This window comes from Kitasatospora sp. NPDC003701, from assembly GCF_053587085.1.
Genome location: NZ_JBSFNM010000016.1, coordinates 151,704 through 172,599, shown reverse-complemented (window position 1 = coordinate 172,599; position 20,896 = coordinate 151,704). Strand labels below are relative to the sequence as shown.

Here is a 20,896-nt window from a genome sequence, read left to right as displayed (position 1 = left end):
GAGGTCAGCCGGTCGCCGCGCCGGTCGGCCAGTAGCCGGTCGGGCCGACCACCGGGGGCTGCTGCCGGGGAACGCTGAACTGGTCGCCGGGGGCGGTCCAGAAGCCCTCGCGCAGCGACAGCGCCATGCCGGCCCAGTCGAGGGCGGTCTCCACGGTGTGGTGGAGGGCCTCCTGCGACCAGGTGTCGTCGAAGACCAGCGGCAGCACCGGGGCGACCTGCTCGATGGTGGCGATCAGCGGGTTGTGCGTGATCGCCTCGTCCACCAGCAGGACGATCGGCTTGCGCAGGGCCGACGCCCAGCCCAGCTCCAGGCTCACGCCGGCGGAGAGCGGCGCGCCGACGTAGGCGAAGACCAGGTCGGCGGACTGCAGCGCCCGGAAGTCCGACGGCACCCGGGGCTCGGGGGCCCGGCCGGCGACGGTCCAGGCGTCACTGTGGTGGGCGCTGTACACGGCGGCGCCGCTGCGCAGGAGCGTGGTGCGAAGTGTCGTCAGCCGCGTCCGGCTGGCCAGGGTCACCACGCTGTCCGCCGGTCCGGTCAGCCGCATGAGCGGCGCGGCCAGGAACACGCGTGCACGCCGGCCCTCGGGGGCCTGGCTGTCGTGGTGACGCAGGTAGGGCTCGGTCATGTCGACTCCGGGGGAAGGCCGACCGGATTGGGGGACGGTGCCGGCAGGCGTTGAGAGTAGTTGCTGCTTCAGGTGGATCCAGTGCCCTGTGGTGATGAAGAATTGACCGTACAGCAACAGGTTTTTGACCTGGTGCTGGACCATCGGGGGCGAACTGATCGTCTATCAGTGGTCACGGTCGCGTCCAGGTTTCTGCCCTGTCATCTGGCTGCCTGGCAGGGAGATGACGCCGCCGGGGGACAACGGGGAGGTGACACCACAACTCGGTGTGCGGCATCATGTGGACTCCAGTGCTATTAGTTCAGCTTGAGCAACTTTCGGAAAGGAGTGGGCTGGTGTCCCGTATGTCCAAGCTTGTGCGCAAGGTCGTGCTTCCGATTGCCATCGCAGCTGGGGCGTTGGTCGGTGTCTGCGTCATGTCAAGCAGTGCGCAGTCGCAGGCGGACGCAGGTGCCGATGATTCCCGCACCCAGGCCGCGGTTTACCTCGTTGCGAATGACATGAACTGGGGCTGACCGCTCCCTGTCATAGTCGACGTTCGAGTGCCGAAAGGCTCCAGGCGCGGGCGCCCGCCGTCCTCGGGGCCGCTCACTCGGGTCTGTGCTGCGCGGCCCGGCCGAGCATGTAGCCCAGTTGGAACAGGGAGTCGACGTTGTAGTCCTCCCGCATCTCGGCTATATGTCGCGCCAGCGTGCGCTCGCTGATGCCGAGTCTGCGGGCGATGACCCGATGGTTCGTACCGGAAAGAAGCAGTTCGATGATCGTCTGGCGCAGCCGGGAGACCACCTGCTGCGGGACGGTGGTGTCGCCGTCGAACTCCAGCGCCCGGCCCCAGTTCCGCTCGAATACCTCTTCCACGAGATATTTGATGACCGCCGGATCGTGGATGAAAGCGGCCAGGTCGTCATCGCCCACCGGAATTACCGCGAGGCGCCGGTCGACAATGATGAGGCGGGCATAGGGCTCGTCCAGGGTGCGAAACTGATAACCCTCCTTCGCCAGCCGTGAGACGTATTCCCGGGTGGGCTGGTGGTATCGGGTGCTCGCGTTGTAGATCGTGCGCATCGAAGCGCCCTGCTGCAGGCTCTTGAGGTCCCGTTCCATTCCCGCGGCGAGCAGCTCGGGCGGGCGCGGGCCGCCCGGCTGCATGGCGAGCCCCTCGGTCATACCGGTGGCCATGCACTGCTGAAGGCGTTGATTGATGAGCGCCTTGCCCTGGACGTATTCGATGGGGCCGCCCGACTGGTCGGGGCTGTGAAAGGCGTCGGCCAATTCGCTGAGATCGGTCGGCAGGGCGACCGCCCGGGCCAGGAGATCGAGCGCCTGGCGCTGCCAGGCGGAGCTCAGGCTGAAGGAGAGCTGGGCCGGGTCGACGGCGATGAGCGAGCCGGGTTCGTCGCTGTCGGGAATGAGGAGACCGAGGTCCATGAGCTCGCGGAGCGCGGCGCTCTCACCGGGGCCGGCGCCGATCGCCAGCCGGCCATTGCCGTGGACGGTCCTGAGATAGAGCGTTCGGGCATCCGCAGACAGTATTCGCGATCCGCCACCTGCGGAACCGGGCTGCTCTCGCCCACTCATCTTCGGCTCCCTGTCGTCGACCCGGACAAGTAGTCAACGTTCTTAAAGTCGGTTGTACCAGGCATCCTAGGTTGCGATCGCGGCCAGGAGGACTGCCACCGACAGCACCGCCTGCCAGGGGCACGCTCCGGTCCAGCACTCTCTCACAGACAAGCGAGCCGCCGGCACCCCCCGATCAGGAGGGAGCCGGCGGCGGGTGCCGTGGTGGCCGGGTTACCGCTTGGGACGCCAGACGACCAGTGCGCTGGACTGGCTCGGCGGCTGGTACGGGACGAGATCCCGCCGGTAGGAGGCGTGCACGGCGGCCTCGCGCTGCTGGAGCGCGGAGGCGGCGCCCTCGAGCGAGTCGACCAGCTCGGCGATCCGGGACTGGAGCGCGGTGACCTGGTTCTCCAGTTCGATGATCCGCTTGATGCCGGCCAGGTTGATGCCCTCGTCCTGGGACAGCCGCTGGACCTCGCGCAGCTGCTGGATGTCGCGGCTGGAGTAGCGCCGGCCGCGGCCGGCGGTGCGGTCGGGACAGACCAGCCCGAGGCGGTCGTACTGGCGCAGGGTCTGCGGGTGCAGCCCGGAGAGCTCGGCGGCGACCGAGATCACGTAGACCGGGGTGTCCTCGGTGAGGACGTAGTGCGGCGGCGGTGCCGTGCGGCGGGCGCGCGGGGCGCCGCCGGGCAGGCCTTCGCCGATGCCGGGGCCGATCGGGCCGCTGTCGGGGGTCATCTGGTCGTCACGCTCCCTTCGCCGCCTTGAAGAGGGCGGCTCGCGGGTCGTCGGAGGCGGTGGCCTCGCGGTACTGCTCCAGGGCCGTCAGCGCGTCGCCGGTGACGTGCTGGGGCACCACGACCTCCACGGTGACCAGGAGGTCGCCCCGGGTGCCGTCCTTGCGGGTGGCGCCCTTGCCGCGGGCCCGCAGGGTGAGGCCGTTGGCGCTGCCCGGGGGCAGCTTCAGCTTCACCGAGGGGCCGTTGAGCGTCGGTACCTCGATGGTGCCGCCCAGAGCCGCTTCGGGGAAGGTCACCGGCACGGTCACGGTCAGGTTGTCGGCCTTGCGCCCGAAGACGGGGTGCGCGTCGACGTGCACGGTGACGTAGAGGTCGCCGGACTGCCCGCCGCGCTCGCCCTGGGCGCCCTTGCCCTTGAGCCGGATGCGCTGGGCGTCCTGGACGCCGGCCGGGATCCGGACCTGCATGGTGCGCGCCGAGCTGGCCCGGCCGCTGCCGTGGCAGTCGGGGCACGGATCGTCGACGATCATGCCGCGGCCGCGGCAGTCCCGGCACGGCTCGGAGAGGGCGAAGGCGCCCTGGCCGCGGCTGACCGTGCCGGCGCCGACGCAGGTCGGGCAGACCCGCGGGGTGGTGCCGGCCTTGGCGCCGGTGCCGCTGCAGGTACGGCAGGCGGCCTGGCTGGTCATCCGCAGCGGCACGGTCGCGCCGTCCACCGCCTCCTCGAAGGAGAGCGTCACCTCGGTCTCGACGTCGGCGCCGCGCCGGGGCTGGGCCTGCCGGCCGCCCCGGTTGAACAGGCCGCCGAAGACGTCGCCGATCCCGCCGCCGCCACCGGCGCCGCCCTGGCTGCCGCTGAAGAGGTCGCCGAAGTCGAAGCTGTAGTTGCCGCCGCCGGGCCCGCCGGAGCGGAAGCCGCCGTTGGCGAAGAGCGTGCGCGCCTCGTCGTACTCCTTGCGGCGCTTGTCGTCCGACAGGACGTCATAGGCCTCGGAGATGTCCTTGAAGCGGTCCTCGGCCTTGGTGTCGCCCTTGTTCGCATCGGGGTGGAACTCGCGCGCCAGCTTGCGGTACGTCTTCTTGATCTCGGTGGCGGAGGCGTCCTTGGGCACGCCGAGGACCTTGTAGTAGTCCTTCTCCACGTAGTCCTTGCCGCTCATGCGCCCACCTCGCTTCGCTCGGCAGCCGCTGCGCGGAACGCGCTCCCCTCGATGACGAGCTCGCTGCGCTCGCTCATGACGCCCACCTCGCTTCGCTCGGCAGCCGCTGCGCGGAACGCGCTCCCCCGGTCGATTCGCTCGCTGCGCTCGCTCATGGCTGCCGCCACCTCCCGGAGTCAACAGGTAGGGATCCGGGGCGGGTGCGCCCGCCGGGCCCGGATCCACCGGTCACCCCGTCACGGGGAGCCGGGTCAACGGATACGGCGCTGCGGAGCCGGCCGCCGTACTGGCCGGCGTACGACTCCGCAGCGCACAGGTTTTCAGCTCTCCGAGCCACCGTCGGCCTTGTCGGCGTCCGGAGCCTTGTCGGCGTCCGGCCCGGAGGTGGTCTGGGTGCCCGGCTGGGGCTCCGCGACCGCCACCATCGCCGGGCGGATGATCCGCTCGCCGATCCGGTAGCCGGGCTGGAGGATCTGGACGCAGGTGTCCTCGGTGACGTCCGAGGAGTAGCTGTGCATCAGCGCCTCGTGCATGGTCGGGTCGAAGGGCTCGCCCTCCTTGCCGAACTGCTGGAGGCCCAGCTTGGCCACGACCGTCTCCAGCGACTCGGCGACGGACTTGAAGCCGCCCGTCACCTCGCCGTGCTCGCGGGCCCGGCCGATGTCGTCCAGCACCGGGATCAGGGACTCCAGGATGTTGGAGACCGCGATCTCGCGGACCGTCAGACGGTCCCGCTCGACCCGCTTGCGGTAGTTCTGGTACTCGGCCTGGAGGCGCTGCAGGTCGGCGGTCCGCTCGGCAAGCTCGCGCTTGGCGGCGGCCGCGTCACCCGCGCCACCGGTGCTGTCACCGGCCGCGGCGGCCTCCTCGGCGGCCTCGATCACGGCCTCCTCGGCGGCGGAGTCGTCGCCGGGCTCAGCACCCTGCGGCTTCTCCGTCATGCCGCACCGCCCTTGGGCTTCTCGTCGTCCACGATCTCGGCGTCGACGACGTCGTCGTCCTTGGCGCCGGCGGCGTCACCGGCCGGGGCGGCACCGGCGGCGTCGGCGTTGGCGTAGAGCGCCTGGCCGAGCTTCTGGGCGGTGGTGGAGACCTTCTCGGAGGCCTCGCGGATGGCCGCGATGTCCTCGCCCTTCAGGGCCTCCTTGAGCTCGCCGATGGCGGCCTCGACCTCGGTCTTGACGTCGGCCGGGAGCTTGTCCGCGTTGTCCGCGATGAACTTCTCGGTCGAGTAGACGAGCTGCTCGGCCTGGTTGCGGGTCTCGACCGACTCGCGGCGCTTGTGGTCCTCCTCCGCGTACTGCTCGGCCTCGCGCATCATGCGCTCGATGTCGTCCTTCGGCAGCGCGGAGCCGCCGGTGACGGTCATCTTCTGCTCCTTGCCGGTGCCGAGGTCCTTCGCACCGACGTGCATGATCCCGTTCGCGTCGATGTCGAAGGTGACCTCGATCTGGGGCAGGCCGCGGGGGGCCGGCGGGAGACCGGTCAGCTCGAACATGCCGAGCTTCTTGTTGTACGCGGCGATCTCGCGCTCGCCCTGGTAGACCTGGATCTGCACGGACGGCTGGTTGTCCTCGGCCGTGGTGAAGATCTCCGAGCGCTTGGTCGGGATCGTGGTGTTGCGCTCGATCAGCTTGGTCATGATGCCGCCCTTGGTCTCGATGCCGAGGGACAGCGGGGTGACGTCGAGCAGCAGGACGTCCTTGACCTCGCCCTTGAGGACACCGGCCTGGAGCGCGGCGCCGATCGCGACGACCTCGTCCGGGTTGACGCCCTTGTTGGCGTCCTTGCCGCCGGTCAGCTCGCGGACGAGCTCGGCGACGGCGGGCATCCGGGTCGAGCCGCCGACCAGGACCACGTGGTCGATCTCGGACAGCGCGATGCCGGCGTCCTTGATGACGTTGTGGAACGGGACCTTGCAGCGCTCCAGCAGGTCGGAGGTGAGCTGCTGGAACTGGGCGCGGGTGAGCTTCTCGTCCAGGTGCAGCGGGCCCTCGGCGGAGGCCGTGATGTAGGGCAGGTTGATCGAGGTCTCGGAGGACGAGGACAGCTCGATCTTGGCCTTCTCGGCGGCCTCGCGCAGGCGCTGGAGGGCCATCTTGTCCTTGGACAGGTCCACACCGTGGCCGGCCTGGAAGACCTTCACCAGGTGGTCGACGACCTTCTGGTCCCAGTCGTCACCACCGAGGTGGTTGTCACCGTTGGTGGCCTTCACCTCGACGACGCCGTCGCCGATCTCCAGCAGGGACACGTCGAAGGTGCCGCCGCCGAGGTCGAAGACGAGAATGGTCTGGTCGTCCTTGTCCAGGCCGTAGGCCAGGGCGGCCGCGGTGGGCTCGTTGACGATGCGCAGGACGTTGAGGCCCGCGATCTCACCGGCCTCCTTGGTGGCCTGACGCTCGGAGTCGGAGAAGTACGCCGGGACGGTGATGACGGCGTCGGTGACCGTCTCGCCCAGGTAGGCCTCGGCGTCCCGCTTCAGCTTCTGCAGCACGAAGGCGCTGATCTGCTGGGGGTTGAAGTCCTTGCCGTCCAGGTTGATCTTCCACCCGGTGCCCATGTGGCGCTTGACCGAGCGGATGGTCCGGTCGACGTTGGTGACCGCCTGGCGCTTGGCCACCTCGCCGACCAGCACCTCGCCGTTCTTGGCGAAGGCGACGACGGACGGCGTGGTCCGCGCACCCTCGGCGTTCGTGATGACGGTGGGCTCGCCACCCTCAAGGACGCTGACGACCGAGTTCGTCGTACCGAGGTCGATGCCGACCGCGCGTGCCATCGTTGGTACCTCCACGGAAGAGTTGAGCTTTACAGGCTCAAGGATGCACGACTCGACGGAGGGCGTCAACAGCTATGAGTCGCTGGCGCTCAACTTTGCTGAGCCGAAAACTGCGTCGCACACGGGTCGTCGACGGGGTCGACCCGCCCGGAGGGCGTGGTGAGTATGGACTCACGTGACTGCCGCCATACCTTGAGCATCTTCTGGAGAAGTGTGGCGAGCGGTAATGTCCGGGCCGTCGGCCCGGGAAGTTACCGGCGAGTACACTCACACGCGTAGAAACTGCTCACCAGGGAAGCCGCAGGAGACGGAGAGCCGATGCAGCTAGCAGCGATCGTCATCTCGCTGGTCACGTTTGTGATCGGCACCGCGCTCGCCGCCCGTGCGGCGATGTACATCTTCAAGGTGGTGAGGACCGGACAGTCGGACCCCACCAGATTCGGCGCGCCCGCCCAGCGGGCGAAGACCGTGGCGGTCGAGTTCGTCGGCCACACCCGGATGAACCGCTGGGGCGTCGTCGGCGTCGCGCACTGGTTCGTCGCGGTGGGCTTCTTCACCCTCGGCCTCACCCTGCTGACCGCCTTCTTCCAGCTGTTCGACGCCGAGTTCGTCCTGCCGGTGCTCGGCGGCTGGCTGCCGTACGAGCTCTTCACCGAGCTGGTCGGCACCCTGACCACCCTGGGCATCGCGACCCTGATCGTGATCCGGCTGCTGAGCCTGCCCTCGCGGTCCGGCCGCAAGTCCCGGTTCGCCGGCTCGATCGCCTGGCAGGCCTTCTACGTCGAGTACACGATCCTCGGCATCGGCCTCTGCATCATGATCCTGCGCGGCCTGGAGGGCGCGCTCGAGAACGTCGGCTCGTACGAGGCGACGTACCTGATCTCCTACCCGCTGGTGCTGGCCTTCAAGGGCCTGTCGCACGGCGTGCTGGAGAACCTGATCTACCTCTTCGCGATGCTGAAGATCTGCATCTCCTTCGCCTGGGCGATCACCATCGGCATCAACCCCTCGATGGGTGTGGCCTGGCACCGCTTCCTCGCCTTCTTCAACATCTACTTCAAGCGCGAGGAGGACGGCGGCACCGCGCTCGGCGCCCTGCGGCCGATGACCAGCGGCGGCGCCCCGATCGACTTCGAGGACCCGGCCGACGACGCCGTCTTCGGCGTCTCCCAGGTCGAGCACTTCTCCTGGAAGGGCATCCTCGACTTCTCCACCTGCACCGAGTGCGGCCGCTGCCAGTCGCAGTGCCCCGCCTGGAACACCGGCAAGCCGCTCTCGCCGAAGCTGCTGATCATGAGCCTGCGCGAGCACGCCTTCGCCAAGGCGCCGTACCTGCTCGCGGGCGGCGGCAAGGACGCCGAGGGCAACGAGATCGCCACCCCCGAGCAGCTGGCCGGCGTGCCCGCCGCGGCGCTCGCCGAGGCCGAGCGCCCGCTGATCGGCACCGCCGAGGAGAACGGCGTCATCGACCCCGACGTGCTCTGGTCCTGCACCAGCTGCGGCGCTTGCGTCGAGCAGTGCCCGGTGGACATCGAGCACATCGACCACATCGTCGACATGCGCCGCTACCAGGTCATGATCGAGAGCTCCTTCCCGACCGAGGCCGGGACGATGCTCAAGAACCTGGAGAACAAGGGCAACCCGTGGGGCATGGCCACCAAGGCCCGCCTGGACTGGGTCAAGGAGCTGAAGAAGGAGACCGGCATCGAGGTGCCGGTGATCGGCGAGGACATCGACCCCGCCGAGGTCGAGTACCTCTACTGGGTCGGCTGCGCCGGCGCCCTGGAGGACCGCGCCAAGAAGACCACCAAGGCCTTCGCGGAGCTGCTGCACACCGCCGGCGTGCAGTTCGCGATCCTCGGCAAGGAGGAGTCCTGCACCGGTGACTCCGCCCGCCGCCTGGGCAACGAGTTCCTCTTCCAGATGCTCGGCGCGCAGAACGTCGAGACCCTGAACGCGGCGCTGGAGGACGCCCCGAAGAAGCGGATCGTCGCCACCTGCCCGCACTGCTTCAACACCATCGCCAACGAGTACCCGCAGCTGGGCGGCCACTTCGAGGTCATCCACCACACCCAGCTGCTGCAGCACCTGATCGACGAGGGCAAGCTCGTCCCGGTGAACCCGGTCGAGGGCCTGATCACCTACCACGACCCCTGCTACCTGGGCCGGCACAACAAGGTCTACAGCCCGCCGCGCGAGATCATGGACAAGGTCCCGGGCCTGCGCCAGCAGGAGATGCACCGTCACAAGGAGCGCGGCTTCTGCTGCGGCGCCGGCGGTGCGCGGATGTGGATGGAGGAGCGCATCGGCAAGCGGATCAACACCGAGCGCGTGGACGAGGCGCTGTCGCTCAACCCGGACATCGTCTCCACCGCCTGCCCGTTCTGCCTGGTGATGCTCTCCGACTCGGTCAACGGGAAGAAGAACGAGGGCGCGGCCAAGGAGCACCTGAAGGTCGTCGACGTCGCGCAGCTGCTGCTCGACTCGGTGAAGGCGGCGCCGGCCGAGACGGTGGAGACCGTCGACGCCTGACCGGTACCGTCGGCCCGGCCGGGCCCCGACCGCCCGGCTGTTCGACAGTTCTGTTACAACTGCCCGGCCCGGTGGGTGCGACCAGCGCCCGCCGGGCCGGACTTTTCGCCCGCCCCCCGTCCGGCTCCCACCGGGCTTCCGGGCGGACTCCGTACCGCGTTCCCCGGGCCGCCGCCTACCGGTCCGGGCGCCAACCGGCGGACCGCCCGGCAGCGCCCGCGTCGGAAGGAAATACAGTAGGCGCCGGACCGGCCCCGTGCCGGTCGACCCGTTCCGGCCCTCCGGGCGGGTGTCCAGATCACTGACGGAGGTATCGGCCCGCCGGGCCGGGCCGCAGAGACCACAAGGGGAACAGCGCAGACCATGACCGAGGCGATCATGCTGGTCGGTGGTAAGGGCACGCGACTGCGTCCGCTGACCACCCACACCCCCAAGCCCATGCTGCCCGTGGCGGGCGTTCCGTTCATCGCGCACCAGCTGGCCCGTGCCGCCGCGGCCGGGGTGACCCGCGTGGTGCTCGCCACCTCCTACCTGGCCGAGGTCTTCGAGGACCACTTCCAGGACGGGACCCCGTACGGCATCGAGCTGGTCTACCTGACCGAGCGGGAGCCGCTCGGCACCGGCGGCGCCATCCGCAACGCCGCCTCCGGGCTGACCTGCGGCCCCGACGAGCCGGTCCTGGTCTTCAACGGGGACATCCTGTCCGGCGTCGACATCGCCGCCCTGCGCGACGGCCACGTGGCCGCCGGGGCCGACGTCACGCTGCACCTCACCCGGGTCGAGGACCCGCGCGCCTTCGGGCTCGTCCCGACCGACGGGGACGGGCGGGTGCTGGAGTTCCTGGAGAAGCCGGAGACGCCCGAGCAGATCGTCACCGACCAGATCAACGCCGGCTGCTACGTCTTCACCCGCTCGGTGATCGACCGCATCCCGGCGGGCCGCGAGGTCTCCGTCGAGCGCGAGACCTTCCCCGAGCTGCTGGCCACCGGCGCGCTGCTGCGCGGCGTGGTGGACACCTCGTACTGGCTGGACCTCGGCACGCCGGCGGCCTTCGTCCGGGGGTCGGCCGACCTGGTGCTCGGCAAGGTCGACTCCCCGGCCGTCCCCGGCCCCACCGGCGACGCCCTGCTGCTGCCCGGTGCGACCGTCCACCCCGGCGCCGTGCTGAGCGGCGGCACCGTGGTCTCCGAGGGCGCGGTGGTCGAGGCCGGCGCGATCGTCGAGGGCAGCGTGATCCTGCCCGGCGCGTCGATCGGCCCGGACACCCTGGTCAAGGACTCGATCGTGGGCGCGTACGCGACCGTCGGCGACCGCACGGCGCTGGACGGCGCGGTGATCGGCGACGGCGCGATCGTCGAGTCGGACAACGAGCTGCCGACCGGCATCCGGGTCGCCTGCGGCACGCTGCTGCCGGTCGGCGCGGTTCGCACCTCGGCCGGTCCGGGCGGCTGCCCGGCCGGTGCCTCGGCGGCCGCGGCGGTGCACGCGCCGGCCGTGAGCGCGCAGCGGTAGCGGCGGCGGGCGCTCCGTCCCCCGGCCGCCGCGGCGGCGGGGGAGCGCCGTCGTCACAGGCTCGCTGCAAACCGGCCCCGGCTCGGTGCCCGACCGACGCGGAGTCGGCCGGGCGGGTACCTTCGGAGCGTGGCTGGTAATCGATACGACAGCGGTCAGGGTGCCGACCCCCGCGGCGGGTGGTCGGCTCCTCCCCCCTCGGCGGGGGCGCCCGGGGGGTACGGGCAGGCGGACGGTCCGGAGTACTTCACGGCTCCGCACCGGGGGGCGCCCGCGGGCGGTCCCGGGGGTCCGGGGGGGCCTGGGGGGCACGGAGGTTCTGGGGGACCCGGGGGCTCCGGGGGTCCCGGCGGGTACGACCCGTACGCCGCCGACCAGCCCGGCCACACCCGGGCCTTCCCGACCGGCAGCGACCCGTACGCGGGCGAGCCGTACCCGCAGCAGGGGTACCCGGCGGAGTACGGGCAGCAGCCGTACGCGCCGGGCGGCTACGACCAGGGCTACCAGCAGGGCTACGACCAGGGGTACGGCTACGGCCAGGAGCCGGGGTACGGCCAGGACGGCCACGGCGAGGACAACGTCGCGGTGTACCGGGCCGGCGGCCAGGCCGCCCCGCACGCCACCGGCCCGCGCCCGCACTGGCGCGAGCTGCTGATCGGGATCTTCCGCAGCCCGACCGCGACCTTCGACCGGGTCCGCGACCACCAGGTCTGGCTGCCCGCGCTCACCGTCTCGCTGCTCTACGGCGCGCTGGCCGTGCTCGGCATCGGCCTGACCCACGACGACGTGGTCAACTCGACCTTCACCAGCGCGCTCACCGCCATGGTGGTCGCCGCGATCGGCTTCACCCTGGCCGGCGCCACCCTCGGCGGGGTCACCTACGCGCTGGCCCGCCAGTTCGGCGGGGACGGCCCGTGGAAGTCGACGGTCGGCCTGGCGGTGCTGATCGGCTGGACGACGGACGCGCCCCGGCTGCTGCTGGCACTCGTGCTGCCGTCCGACAACATCGTCGTCCAGGTCGTCGGCTGGGCCACCTGGCTGCTCTGCGCCGTGCTGCTGACCACGATGGTCCGCCGGGTGCACGACCTGCCGTGGGGCAAGGCCGCCGGCGCCGCCGCGCTGCAGTTGCTGGCGCTGCTGGTGCTGATCAAGCTGCCCACCCTGGGCTGAGCGACCGAGGGCCGCCCGGCGGCGGCTGAGCGACCGAGGGCCGCCCGGCGGCGGCCCGGGGGGAGAATGGTCGACGGGCCCCGCCTGCGGGGCCCGTTCCGCTTCCACCACCCTCACGCGCACGGAGCCAGGCATGACCCTCCCCACCACCCACGTCAGCTTCCCGGCCGGGGCGGTGACCGGCGAGTCCCCGGTGCTCGCGGTGCACCCGCTGGACGGCGGCCGCCACGCGGTCGTCACCGAGGCGACGCCGTTCCACCCGCTCGACCACACCTGGCCCGACCAGCCGGCCGACCTGGGCACCCTCACCGTGGACGGCGCCGAACTGGCCGTCGTCGACTGCCTGACCGGCGCGGTGGGCCCGGACGGCGGCGCGCCGCTGGTCGGTGCCGACATCCCGGTCCGCCGCGGCGACGAGGAGTGGTCCTGGCTGGTCCTGCACGTGGTCGAGGGGGACCCGGGCGACCTCGCCGGCAAGACCGCGACCCTCGCCGTCGACCCCGGCCGGCGCGCCGCGCTCTGCGCCTCGCACAGCGGCTGCCACCTGCTCGCCCTCGCCCTGAACGCGGCCCTCGCGCCGCGCTGGCGCAAGGACCCGGGCCGCTCCGACGCCTTCGGCAACCCGGACTTCGACAGCCTCGCGATGGCCACCTCCGTGATGGACACCGAGGCGAGCACCGACACCTACCGGCTCGGCAAGTCGCTCCGCAAGAAGGGCTTCACCGCCGAGGCCACCGAGGACTTCCCGGCCCTCGCCGACGCCCTGCCCGCGCTCACCGAGGCGGTCAACCGGCAGCTGGCCGCCTGGGTCGCCGCCGACGCCCCGGTCCGCATCGACGTCCCCGGCCCCGAGCTCACCGCCCGCCGCCAGTGGCACTGCGAGCTGCCCGAGGGCCCCGCGCAGATCTTCTGCGGCGGCACCCACCTGCACCACCTGGGCGAGCTGGCCGAGCTCCGCACCGAGCTGCGGCTCTCCGAGGACGGCAGCGAGCTCGTCGCCGTCACCCGCCCCAAGCGCGCCTGAGCACCGCCGACAACGCCGCGGGCGGCCACCCCCTCGTCCAGGGGTGGCCGCCCGTCGTGCGTGCTGCGTCGTGCGTCTGCTCTGCTCAGACCTTCGTGCGGTGGAAGTTCAGGAACGAGCGGGACGGCGTCGGGCCGCGCTGGCCCTGGTAGCGCGAGCCGTACCGCGCCGAGCCGTACGGGTGCTCGGACGGCGAGGAGAGCCGGAACAGGCAGAGCTGCCCGATCTTCATCCCCGGGTAGAGCTTGATCGGCAGCGTCGCGACGTTCGACAGCTCCAGCGTGACGTGACCGCTGAAGCCGGGGTCGATGAAGCCGGCCGTCGAGTGCGTCAGCAGGCCGAGCCGGCCCAGGCTGGACTTGCCCTCCAGCCGCGAGGCGACGTCGTCCGGCAGCGTGATGACCTCGTAGGTCGACGCCAGCACGAACTCGCCCGGGTGCAGGATGAACGCCTCGTCGCCCTCCGGCTCGACCAGCCGGGTCAGGTCCGGCTGCTCCTCGGAGGGGTCGATGTGCGGATACCGGTGGTTCTCGAACACCCGGAAGAAGCGGTCCAGTCGCACATCGATACTGGAGGGCTGGATCATCGCAGGGTCGAACGGGTCGATCACGACCCGGCCCTTGTCGATTTCGGCCCGAATGTCCTTGTCAGAGAGCAGCACGCTTCGAGGTTACGTGCACGACAGGGCCCCGGACGAATCGCCCGGGGCCCGTTCCGTCCTCGTGCCCGTCGTCAGGCCAGGAACTCCACGGCCTCCAGCCGCATCGCCCGGGCCAGTTGCGGCGCGGACAGCTCCCGTACGTCGGCCAGCACCGAACTGCGCATCCGGCCGCACTGCGGACACCGGATCAACCGCCCGGGCCCCAGCCGGCCCGGCCCGAGGTTCTGCATCGGGAACGTGGTGGTGCTGAACAGGTGCCCCTCGGCACAACGAACGACGGCGCGCTGCTCCATCGGTCCCCTTCCCATCCTTACCCCAGTACTCACCCGTACTCATCGCACCCCGAACGGCGGAGCCCTCGGGACAGCGTCACATTAGGGGATGTTCCGGACATTCCGCAGGATGGCTCGCCGCCCCGGAACCCGCCCGCCGGAGCACTCTCACGCGGCCCACACAGTACGCCTCCACCCCCGCCCCGGGCGGCTCCGCCACGACCCCGGGCCACCTGTGCAACGGGCGTCACGCATGGGGTACAGTGAGGGCAGATGAGCGGTCTCTGACGGCCCATCAGGCGGGCGTAGTTTAATGGTAGAACATGAGCTTCCCAAGCTTATAGCGCGAGTTCGATTCTCGTCGCCCGCTCCGCAATAAAGCCCCAGGTCAGCGACCTGGGGCTTTCGCGTTGTCTAGACCAATTCACCCCTGCCGTGCAGATCCGTGCCAGAAGGCTGTTTGCGTGCGCGCTTGAGTGGTGGATTCGGCCCATCAGGGACACACGACGGGCGGGGTGGCGAGCGCACAAATGGCAGGGCCGCGAGTTGGCGTGCGGGGACTTCAGCCTCGGGATGGTACTGAACTTGAACTCGTGATGTCGGACGGCTCGCGGCGGCGGCGTCAGGGTCCGAGACCGCCAGGTGTTGTCAGCTCGGGTTCAGGACGGTGGCCGTAGCCAGCGCCGTCGGCCGCGCGCTCACAGGTCCAGGACCAGGTAGGTGCCGGCGAGGCAGCCGTCGATGACCTCCGGTCGGTACTGCAGCATCTTCAGTTTGTGCTTCACGGCGCGGGTGATCTGACCGAGGTCGGCCGCGGCGAGGTTGCCGATGTCACGCTTGACCAGCGACCAGACGCCCTCGATCGGGTTGAGGTCCGGGGCATATGTGGGCAGCTGGAACACGGTGAGCCACTCGGCGTTCGCGTCGATGAACTCCCGCATGCCGGCCGTCAGGTGCAGGCGGATGTTGTCCCAGACCAGCACGATCGGTCCGCCGAGCTGGATGCGGGCACGGACGATCAGGTCGTGGAAGTCGCGCCAGCCGAAGCCCTTCGGCTCGTCCTTGCGGCCTCGGTATTCGCGGATGCGGTAGATCAGCCGGGACCGTTCGCCGGGTTTGTAGCAGGTCATGCCCGCCATCGACACCCGCCCCGAGCCCCGGCCCCTCATCCTCACGACCGGGGTCCGGCCGATCCGGCCCCAAGTCCTGGCGCGCGGCGGAGTCATCGACTGCCCGGCCTCGTCCTCGAAGACGATCCATGCGTTGCGCTCCGCCGCGGTGCTCTTACCCGCAGCCAGGTCTCCTTCTTCCACACCTCGACCGCCGCGTCGTCGTGCTCGATCGCCCGGCGGGCAGGTTGCTGCCACGACCAGCCGTGCCGCTTGAGCAACTGCCACGTGCCCTCGACCGTGTACGAGACGTGGAACAGCCTGCCGATCAGCGTCTTGATCCGCGCGAGCGTCCACCGCTGGTCCGCCCAGCCGTGGGCGAGCGGACCGCGCTCCAACTCCCTCTCCAGCCTGGCGATCTGGGCCGGACCGAGCCTCGGGCGGCCCGGCGAGCCCTTCGACTGCACGCCGGCCTCTCCATGCTCGCGCCAGGCCCGACGTCATCGCTCCACCGACCGCTCGCTCACCCGCAGCGCGGCAGCGATCTCCCCGTTCTTCTCCCCGCCCTCGAAACGCTCCACCGCCTGCAGCCGGATCCGCTCCCGCGCGGCCCTCTCGGCGTCGGTCAGCCCGCCGCCCTGCGCATATCTCACGAAGCCAGGGCTACCGGAACTCACCCACCGCTGTCAGACAAACAGCCCCGACATCACTCAATCAAGTTCAGTAGCGGAGCCGAGGCACCGATGCGGTCGGTTCGCGAAGTGCCCCAGCCCGTGTAGCGACGCTCATAAGGTGACCATCTGTGCTTGCGGGTGGTACAGGACGGTTCAGAACACCATTAAGCGCTGCTCCCGCCACAACAGTGCTTGAACTTGCGTCCGGTCCGCATCATGCACGGACAGGGTGCATTCCTTCGCGGGCGCGCCACGGACAGCGGCACAGTGCCGCCGACAGCCTGGCCGGAATGCATCGCCTCCAGCAAGTAGGACATGTCATCTGCGGCCATCCCCTGGAGGTTTCGGCCGACTACGATGATTAGCTTTCCCTCGCGGGCGGCCTGGTACCAGTGGGGGAAGAAGTTGAGTGGCATGCCGCTCAGCAGGTCCCCGGAAGGACCGGAGACGGAGAGCCGGTTGTCTTCCAATCGCGCCTGCACATCGCTGTCGTGGACTGGGGGGATGGTTCTGAGGTCCAGGACGTCGCCGTCCTCCAGGCCGTCGATAAAACCTCCGAGATCGGTGAACCCGGCGGCAAGATGGGTGTCCAGGACCAGATCTCGGACGGGGCCATCGCCCACTGAGCCCCATCCGCCATAGCAGTCAACGATGATTCCCGCCCCGTCGCCACCGAACAGGATGCACTCGACCTCGGAGGTCATCTTGGGTGGTTTGGGTGCCTTCCCGCTGAGTTGGATCACCTGGGAAGCGACGCATTGGGGGTGGGCAAGACGCACCGTGACCTGGTCCGTGTCCGGGTGGCGCAGCAACAGCAGTTCGGCGTCGCCGGTCTCGGCGATCGCCAGATTGCACGCGTCGCAGGTCTGGCGAGAGTTGGAGAGCCGAGCGAGCATTCCAGTGATGTCGCGGCTGGGTAGTCCCCGCCGTACCGACGAGGCGATGTTGATGCGCCTCCCGTCCGGAGCAGTCGTTGGGGGCCCCATGCCGTGATCGGCTGGGAACATGAGGTTCTGGTCAGCGGGCTGAAGGCGGGTCCGGATGGACTCCAGAACTCGGCGGTCCTGCAGCTTCTGGGCGCCGAGGAGGTCAGCAAGGGTGGGTTCCTCGGTGTCCGCGTCGCCGATGGTGTGAAGACGGGCGAGCTCCAGCAGCGCTTCTCCAGCTCCCGACCAGCTTCCGATGCGTTGGTGGACGCCGAAGGCCTCGCGCGCATGGCTCCGGGCGGAGTCGATCTGGCCGAGGGCCTTGCAGGAGCGGGCCAGGTTCATCAGACAGGGAGCCAGTAGAGTGTCGTCGGCGAGTTCCTCGATCAACGTTCTGGCTTGCGTGAACCTTTCGAGGGCCGAGGGATGCTCGCCGGAATCGGCGCAGTGCGCACCCAAATTGACGTGGATGGCCGCTTCCAGGGAGAGCATTCCCAACTTCTGCGCTAGCGGCAAGAGACGATTGAGCTTGGCAATGGCTTGATCCGGGTCTTCTCCGAACAAGAGACACATGGCGGCCTGCGTCTTCGCAGTGAGTAGGATGTGGATGTCCTTTTGTGCCTCGGCGACACTCTCGACCTTGCGATATTCGCTGACTGCCTCTTGCCACTCCTGGTTGCGGACGTGCATGTTTGCGAGCGCCATTCTGGTGCGCAGAACGGCCGCAGTGTCGCCGGCACGGTTGCACGCGTCCAGTGCCCTTGTGATCATGGTCATGGCCTCAGCATGGAGGCCCCGGCGCGAATAGAGAATCGCGAGCGCGCGGCTCGCCTGGGCCTTGGTTGAGGGCATGGCTTCATCGGACGTGATGGAGGTGACCTGCTCCAGGATGCGGGCCCCTTCCTGCCATTGGCCCGAGACCAGGAGTGCTTCCCCGAAGGCGGCCTTCGCTTGGGCTTTGGCCTGCTTGTGCTCGGTTTCTTCCAGCAGGCCCACGGCTTCGGACAGTAGCGCCACGACCTGGCCGATTCGGCCTGCGCACCACAGGAATTCGGCGTGCTTCTGCAGAGTCTGCGCCTGCACGACGGGGTTTCCGGTGTGTCGGGCCATGTCCTGGGCTTGCGTGAAGAGATCTTCTGCTTCGTCCAGATGCCCGGTGCGCCCGTGGTAGGACGCCAGGTAAGCCAGCGACTGGGACGCGTGTTCGTAATTGCCGATGCTGGTCGCCAAACGTGCACACTCGCCCAGGCGCGCGGCGGCCGTCTCGACCTCTGCGCGCTCGGCGGCCTGACTTCCAAGACGGTAGAGCGCCCGCACCTGACCTTGGACGTCTCCGGTGTCCCGGTAGATCGCCAACGCCGCATCGAGAGGGTCCACAGGAGCGGACCCCGGTCGGTCCTGCGGAGGCGTCTCGGCGAGCGCCATCAGGGCTGTGGCTTCCCATGCCCGGCTTCCCACCGCACGGGCTCGTTCGATGTCCTGAGCGGCTTGCTGTGCGGCCTCAACCGTACGACCGCCGGCACGTAGCAGTGCGCCGAGGGCGCTGCGGTTCCACAGATCCGCAGCAGTGCCGAGCTTCAAGAGGTTGCGGCTGTTTCGCAGGTAATGCTCGGCCCTGCGCACTTGACCGACAGCGAGGTACGCCTGCCCGAGGTTACCGAGGGCCTGGGCCAGTACCTCCTGGGACTCAGTGATACGCCAGAACGGCAGTCCGTGGCGCAAGTAGGGGATCGCGTCACGCGCACGGCCGAGGTTGATGAGCAGAGAGGCTGTCGCCAGCTCTGCAAGGTGCATCAGGTAGGGGTCGCCAGCGTCGTGGGCAGTCTGGGCCGCCTGCTGGTACAACTCGGCGGCATGCTGGCTGTCGCCGAGATGGGCGGAGGCCATGGCGAGGTTGTGCAAGGCGGTTGCCGCCCAGGCGGGGTTGTCGGACCCGGTGCCGGCCTCCAGGACACAGCGGTAGACACGTTCGATGTCACCCCAGTGGCTGCCGTGCCACAGAGCGGCTGTGTAGTCAGCCGCGAGTGTGACGAGTGGCCCCCAGAGTTGGTGATCCCGAGCAAGTTCGACAAGGGCGACCGCACCTGGCCGGTCCGCGCTCAGCCGCTGCAAGGCCTTCAGGTTGCTCGGCGCTGGGACAGTGGCTTCCCTGTCGGTGAAACCGATCGACCCCGTGGCCGACTCGGCGCGGGCAGCGGTCATCAGACAAGCATGCCGAATGGCACTCTCACGGCATTCCACTGTGGCGGAGCGCGACTTGAGACGGGCGAACCGGTGCAGGATTTCGTGAAAGACGTAGCGTTCTTCGTCAACCTGCTCGATGAGGCTCAGCTCGAAGAGCTCGTCGAGGAGTTCCGCAACCGCGTCGAGGCGAACGTCAGCGAGATCCTCTTCCGAGGTACGTGCTGCGGCGGCGACATCGATCGTGATGGACATGTGCGGCAGGATCCCGAGCACCGTGAACAGGTGAGCCTGATCTGGGTCAAGAGCAGCGAAGCTCCGCTCGATCACGGGCTCGATGGAGGTCTGGCCAGCCCGCAAAGCCCGCAGCCCGTGGTCAGGGCTCGCGATGTCCTGGATGAACCGGTCTGCGTCCACCTTGGGGCGCCTTGCGAGGTGAGCGGCCGCGATGTGGAGCGCAAGGGGGTGTCCACCACAGGCATCGGCGAGGTCTGACGCTTGCGCGTCGGTCAGCCGTGACGGCCCGGTCACGGTCTTCACGAGTGTCTCGCTGTGCTCGGTCGGCAAAGGACCGACTTCGACGCAGTGGACCAGGCCGGCAAGACCGCTGAGTTTCGCCCTGCTCGTACACACGAGTGCGAATGGGCCGTCCATCTGCAGTACCTCCAACAGCGCCTCCTCCGAGACGATGTCGTCCACCAATAGGAGGACCTTGAGGTCGGCCAACGTCGCGCGCAGGAGCGCACGACGTTGGCTGCGACCCTCGGGGATCGGATCGCCAACGGGCCGTAGGGTCTGGAGGAGCATCGACACCAGGTCGACCTCGGAGCCCTCGCCGGCGGCCAGGGCCAGATCGAGGTGGTGCTGCCCGTCGGGATAGCGTTCCTCCAGCACGTGCGCCAACCTGAGAGCCAGAGAACTCTTCCCGATGCCCGGCCCACCGGTGAACAACACGGAGCACCTGTTCTCGGGACCGGGAGCGTCGAGGGCTGCCAGCGCATCCGCGAGCACTTCTTCGCGCCCCACCAGCGGCCGCAGCTCTCGTGGCAGTCCGTAGCCCCGAGGCGGTCCGGACGGTGCTCGAGACGCCTCCAACTCCTCGAGCAGCGTGTGCAGACGGGCTAGGACGTCTCCGGGCAGGACGGCGTCGGCATTGGCGTGGCGCACGTCTTCGTTGTTGTCGAGCAGTCGACAGATCTTGTCGTAGTGCCAGACGTCCCACCCCTTGACCGGGAGGCCCAGCTGATCCACGCGCTCGCGCACCGCCGCATGGACGCGGTCGATGCCCCCGTTGCCCGCACCGGGGGACAGGACGACGTTGGTGGTGAACAGGAGGTAGTCCGGCAGGCGCCCGTTTCGGACCCGGTTGGAAGCAGGATCGCCCCATGCGTCCAGTTCCGCTCTGATGTGCCTGATCAGCCAATCGGCGTCCTTGCCCGTACCTTCCGGGCGGCTGCGAAACTTGGCCTGCAGAACGCCGTAGCCGGTCCACGGTGCGTCGGCGCTCGGGAAGTGCGTCAGCCCCTGGAAAGTTGCTTCTCGTCCGCCGTCCGGCCCGTCGCCGAAGATCTCCACGGAGACCCCGAGAGTCTTCAGGGCGAGTGCCTGGGACAGTTGCTCGAATCGCTGGGCGCCAAGGCCAGCCAGCGCATAGGACGTCATGCTGACCATGCTGAGACATGCCACTGACATTGGGGGCGAGGCAGCGCCGCCTCAGGGCATGACTCTGCGTCGATGACACGGTCATCGAGACCAAAGGGAGGAGCAGCTCAAGTGAGCTGCCAACTCGTCAGCAGTTGTCCGAAGTTAACAGAGTTCCGGTTTGCGAACCTTGAATGGCGAGCAGGATCGCTCCGTTCCCAGATTGTCCGACCCGGCGAGAGGTGCTGCTTGAAGGCGTCACGTGGCAGGTCGTATCCCAACAAACCGGCTACCCGGCAAGGCGAGGATCTACTCCGCCGTGTTCTA

General features: G+C 69.3%; 14 protein-coding genes, 1 tRNA gene and 2 pseudogenes. 6 read left to right on the top strand and 11 right to left on the bottom strand.

The annotated features are described in order from the left end of the window. Positions 1-4: 4 nt before the first annotated feature. Positions 5-631 (bottom strand): hypothetical protein, encoded by a 627-nt coding sequence (locus ACWDRR_RS17965; protein ID WP_360635537.1) that lies wholly within the window; start codon positions 629-631, stop codon positions 5-7. 344 nt (positions 632-975) lie between these two features. Between ACWDRR_RS17965 and ACWDRR_RS17960 the strand changes: the two genes are divergently transcribed. Then, positions 976-1,146, top strand: coding sequence for a hypothetical protein (locus tag ACWDRR_RS17960; protein ID WP_387889543.1), 171 nt, complete (start codon positions 976-978; stop codon positions 1,144-1,146). Between the two features lie 73 nt (positions 1,147-1,219). Here the strand turns inward: ACWDRR_RS17960 and ACWDRR_RS17955 are convergent, their stop codons facing one another. The 6 genes from ACWDRR_RS17955 to dnaK all read right to left on the bottom strand — a co-directional run bounded on the left by ACWDRR_RS17955 (position 1,220) and on the right by dnaK (position 6,867). Continuing rightward, complete coding sequence (locus ACWDRR_RS17955) at positions 1,220-2,209, bottom strand: hypothetical protein (protein WP_449773136.1); 990 nt, start codon at positions 2,207-2,209, stop codon at positions 1,220-1,222. 213 nt (positions 2,210-2,422) lie between these two features. Continuing rightward, on the bottom strand, positions 2,423-2,929 hold the full coding sequence (locus tag ACWDRR_RS17950) for a heat shock protein transcriptional repressor HspR (RefSeq protein ID WP_449773135.1): 507 nt from the start codon (positions 2,927-2,929) through the stop codon (positions 2,423-2,425). Between the two features lie 7 nt (positions 2,930-2,936). Beyond that, the gene (gene dnaJ, locus ACWDRR_RS17945; RefSeq protein ID WP_449773134.1) at positions 2,937-4,091 is read right to left on the bottom strand and encodes a molecular chaperone DnaJ; all 1,155 of its coding nucleotides are present in this window, start codon (positions 4,089-4,091) and stop codon (positions 2,937-2,939) included. Next, the gene (locus tag ACWDRR_RS17940; protein WP_449773133.1) at positions 4,088-4,246 is read right to left on the bottom strand and encodes a hypothetical protein; all 159 of its coding nucleotides are present in this window, start codon (positions 4,244-4,246) and stop codon (positions 4,088-4,090) included. The genes dnaJ and ACWDRR_RS17940 overlap by 4 nt, the downstream gene beginning before the upstream one ends. A 165-nt stretch (positions 4,247-4,411) precedes the next feature. Continuing rightward, the gene (grpE, locus tag ACWDRR_RS17935; protein ID WP_449773132.1) at positions 4,412-5,032 is read right to left on the bottom strand and encodes a nucleotide exchange factor GrpE; all 621 of its coding nucleotides are present in this window, start codon (positions 5,030-5,032) and stop codon (positions 4,412-4,414) included. Continuing rightward, positions 5,029-6,867 carry a molecular chaperone DnaK gene (dnaK, locus tag ACWDRR_RS17930; RefSeq protein WP_449773131.1) on the bottom strand — a complete coding sequence of 613 codons (1,839 nt, stop codon included), beginning with the start codon at positions 6,865-6,867 and terminating at the stop codon, positions 5,029-5,031. Before dnaK ends, grpE begins: the two co-directional genes overlap by 4 nt. A 318-nt stretch (positions 6,868-7,185) precedes the next feature. Here dnaK and ACWDRR_RS17925 point away from each other — a divergent pair, with 318 nt between their 5' ends. The 4 genes and pseudogenes from ACWDRR_RS17925 (at position 7,186) to ACWDRR_RS17910 (ending at position 13,105) form a co-directional block, all read left to right on the top strand. Then, on the top strand, positions 7,186-9,399 hold the full coding sequence (locus ACWDRR_RS17925; protein ID WP_449773130.1) for a (Fe-S)-binding protein: 2,214 nt from the start codon (positions 7,186-7,188) through the stop codon (positions 9,397-9,399). Between the two features lie 363 nt (positions 9,400-9,762). Beyond that, a pseudogene (locus ACWDRR_RS17920) lies at positions 9,763-10,836 on the top strand (sugar phosphate nucleotidyltransferase); the annotation flags it as partial. A 204-nt stretch (positions 10,837-11,040) separates the two neighbouring features. Continuing rightward, the gene (locus ACWDRR_RS17915; RefSeq protein WP_449773129.1) at positions 11,041-12,081 is read left to right on the top strand and encodes a YIP1 family protein; all 1,041 of its coding nucleotides are present in this window, start codon (positions 11,041-11,043) and stop codon (positions 12,079-12,081) included. Positions 12,082-12,214: 133 nt separating this feature from the next. After that, complete coding sequence (locus tag ACWDRR_RS17910; protein WP_449773128.1) at positions 12,215-13,105, top strand: metal-dependent hydrolase; 891 nt, start codon at positions 12,215-12,217, stop codon at positions 13,103-13,105. An 85-nt stretch (positions 13,106-13,190) separates the two neighbouring features. Here ACWDRR_RS17910 and dcd read toward each other — a convergent pair whose 3' ends face one another. Then, entirely contained in the window at positions 13,191-13,766 is a 576-nt protein-coding gene (gene dcd, locus ACWDRR_RS17905; RefSeq protein WP_449773127.1) for a dCTP deaminase, read from the bottom strand. Positions 13,767-13,837: 71 nt separating this feature from the next. Then, complete coding sequence (locus ACWDRR_RS17900; RefSeq protein ID WP_449773126.1) at positions 13,838-14,059, bottom strand: hypothetical protein; 222 nt, start codon at positions 14,057-14,059, stop codon at positions 13,838-13,840. A 278-nt stretch (positions 14,060-14,337) separates the two neighbouring features. On the opposite strand from ACWDRR_RS17900, the gene ACWDRR_RS17895 reads away from it, so the two are divergent. Next, positions 14,338-14,408 (top strand) — tRNA-Gly (locus ACWDRR_RS17895). A 328-nt stretch (positions 14,409-14,736) separates the two neighbouring features. On the opposite strand, the pseudogene ACWDRR_RS17890 reads toward ACWDRR_RS17895, so the two are convergent. Both ACWDRR_RS17890 and ACWDRR_RS17885 read right to left on the bottom strand, forming a co-directional pair. Continuing rightward, positions 14,737-15,800, bottom strand: a pseudogene (locus ACWDRR_RS17890) (IS630 family transposase). Between the two features lie 185 nt (positions 15,801-15,985). Next, the gene (locus ACWDRR_RS17885; protein WP_449773125.1) at positions 15,986-20,590 is read right to left on the bottom strand and encodes a tetratricopeptide repeat protein; all 4,605 of its coding nucleotides are present in this window, start codon (positions 20,588-20,590) and stop codon (positions 15,986-15,988) included. Positions 20,591-20,896: the final 306 nt, after the last annotated feature.

Bases quoted from the DNA above. Each gene is read 5' to 3' on its own strand.
- ACWDRR_RS17900 (WP_449773126.1), bottom strand. From the start codon at position 14,059: ATGGAGCAGCGCGCCGTCGTTCGTTGTGCCGAGGGGCACCTGTTCAGC.
- ACWDRR_RS17960 (WP_387889543.1), top strand. From the start codon at position 976: ATGTCCAAGCTTGTGCGCAAGGTCGTGCTTCCGATTGCCATCGCAGCT.
- ACWDRR_RS17955 (WP_449773136.1), bottom strand. From the start codon at position 2,209: ATGAGTGGGCGAGAGCAGCCCGGTTCCGCAGGTGGCGGATCGCGAATA.
- ACWDRR_RS17925 (WP_449773130.1), top strand. From the start codon at position 7,186: ATGCAGCTAGCAGCGATCGTCATCTCGCTGGTCACGTTTGTGATCGGC.
- dnaK (WP_449773131.1), bottom strand. From the start codon at position 6,867: ATGGCACGCGCGGTCGGCATCGACCTCGGTACGACGAACTCGGTCGTC.
- ACWDRR_RS17965 (WP_360635537.1), bottom strand. From the start codon at position 631: ATGACCGAGCCCTACCTGCGTCACCACGACAGCCAGGCCCCCGAGGGC.
- dnaJ (WP_449773134.1), bottom strand. From the start codon at position 4,091: ATGAGCGGCAAGGACTACGTGGAGAAGGACTACTACAAGGTCCTCGGC.
- ACWDRR_RS17940 (WP_449773133.1), bottom strand. From the start codon at position 4,246: ATGAGCGAGCGCAGCGAGCGAATCGACCGGGGGAGCGCGTTCCGCGCA.
- ACWDRR_RS17910 (WP_449773128.1), top strand. From the start codon at position 12,215: ATGACCCTCCCCACCACCCACGTCAGCTTCCCGGCCGGGGCGGTGACC.
- grpE (WP_449773132.1), bottom strand. From the start codon at position 5,032: ATGACGGAGAAGCCGCAGGGTGCTGAGCCCGGCGACGACTCCGCCGCC.
- ACWDRR_RS17885 (WP_449773125.1), bottom strand. From the start codon at position 20,590: ATGACGTCCTATGCGCTGGCTGGCCTTGGCGCCCAGCGATTCGAGCAA.
- ACWDRR_RS17950 (WP_449773135.1), bottom strand. From the start codon at position 2,929: ATGACCCCCGACAGCGGCCCGATCGGCCCCGGCATCGGCGAAGGCCTG.